The organism is Burkholderia diffusa (genome assembly GCF_902499115.1).
Classification (GTDB): Bacteria; Pseudomonadota; Gammaproteobacteria; order Burkholderiales; family Burkholderiaceae; genus Burkholderia; species Burkholderia diffusa.
In genome coordinates this window covers 1-1213 of the sequence record NZ_CABVPN010000078.1, presented here as the reverse complement: position 1 = coordinate 1213, position 1213 = coordinate 1, and the positions used below count along the sequence as shown (strand labels likewise).

The following is a 1213-nucleotide window of genomic DNA, read 5'->3' as shown; positions in this document are numbered from 1 at the left end:
GGGAAACGCTGATTAATAGGCCAACGCGCGAGCTTGTCGGCGGTGCTGACGCGCAAATTCCGGATGCCGAAGTGAAGCGCAGCGAATTCGAGGAAGTTTGCCCCGGGAAAGCGCCTCATTTCCTGCATTTTTCATACACGTGACGGACTACTCCCGTGAACCGACCGAAACCGGTTTTGCGCAATCACCAAGTTCGCCAAAGCGAACAGGCTGAACAGTTGCGCCGTGTTCTTCGCCAGTCCCTTGTAGCGCACTTTGCGATGGCGGAACAGGTTCTTGACGACATGGAACGGATGCTCGACCCGCGCGCGGATTTGCGCCTTGGTTCGCTCAAGCGCGATCGTCAGATCCTTCAGCGCACCATCCTGCATCGCCTTGATCTTTCCTCGCTTGGCCGCCACGCGCCACTTCACCGACCGGCCCTTCATTTCATTGCGCTTGTCTACGCCGATATAGCCCGCGTCGCCGAACGCTTCTTGCTCATGACCATGCAACAGCGCGTGCGCTTGCGAAACATCCGACACGTTGGCGGACGTGCCGACCACGCTGTGAACCAGCCCCGAATCGGCATCGACGCCGATGTGGGCCTTCATGCCGAAGTGCCACTCGTTGCCTTTCTTCGTTTGATGCATGTCCGGATCGCGACGCTTCTCGGCGTTCTTGGTCGACGACGGCGCTTCGATGATCGTCGCATCGACCAGCGTGCCTTCCTTCATCATCAGCCCGCGTTCGCACAGCGAGATGCCGATCTCGTCGAACAGCTTGCGCGTCAGGTCGTGTTCAAGCAGCAGGCGCCGGAACTTCAGCAGCGTGGTCGCATCCGGCACGTTCTCGACGGCCAGATCAATCCCGGCAAACGCCCGCATCGCGATGCTGTCGTACAGCGCGTCCTCCAGCCCTTCGTCCGACAGGCTGTACCACTGCTGCAGGAAGTAGATTCGAAGCATCCGCTCCAAACCGATCGGTGGGCGGCCGCGAGTTCCTTTCGGGTAGTACGGCTCGATTGCCGTCAGCAATCGCGACCACGGCACGAGCTTCTCCATCTCGTCCAGGAAACGCTGACGCCGGGTCACGCGCTTCTTGCCTGCGCTTTCCGCTTCCGCAAAGCTCATTTGCCGTTCCATCTTCGTGGGCTCGTTCCGTGAACTATCTTCTACAACGTCCTCGGCTGCATCAGCGATGACCACCGAGCCGGATTAATCAGTGTTTCCCT

The 1213-nt window shown here is 59.5% G+C and carries 1 protein-coding gene; it reads right to left on the bottom strand.

Annotated elements, in window-relative coordinates; all coding sequences use genetic code 11:
• Window positions 1-131: 131 nt before the first annotated feature.
• Entirely contained in the window at window positions 132-1124 is a 993-nt protein-coding gene (locus BTE28158_RS32275) for an IS5 family transposase (protein WP_151052765.1), read from the bottom strand.
• Window positions 1125-1213 lie beyond the last annotated feature (89 nt).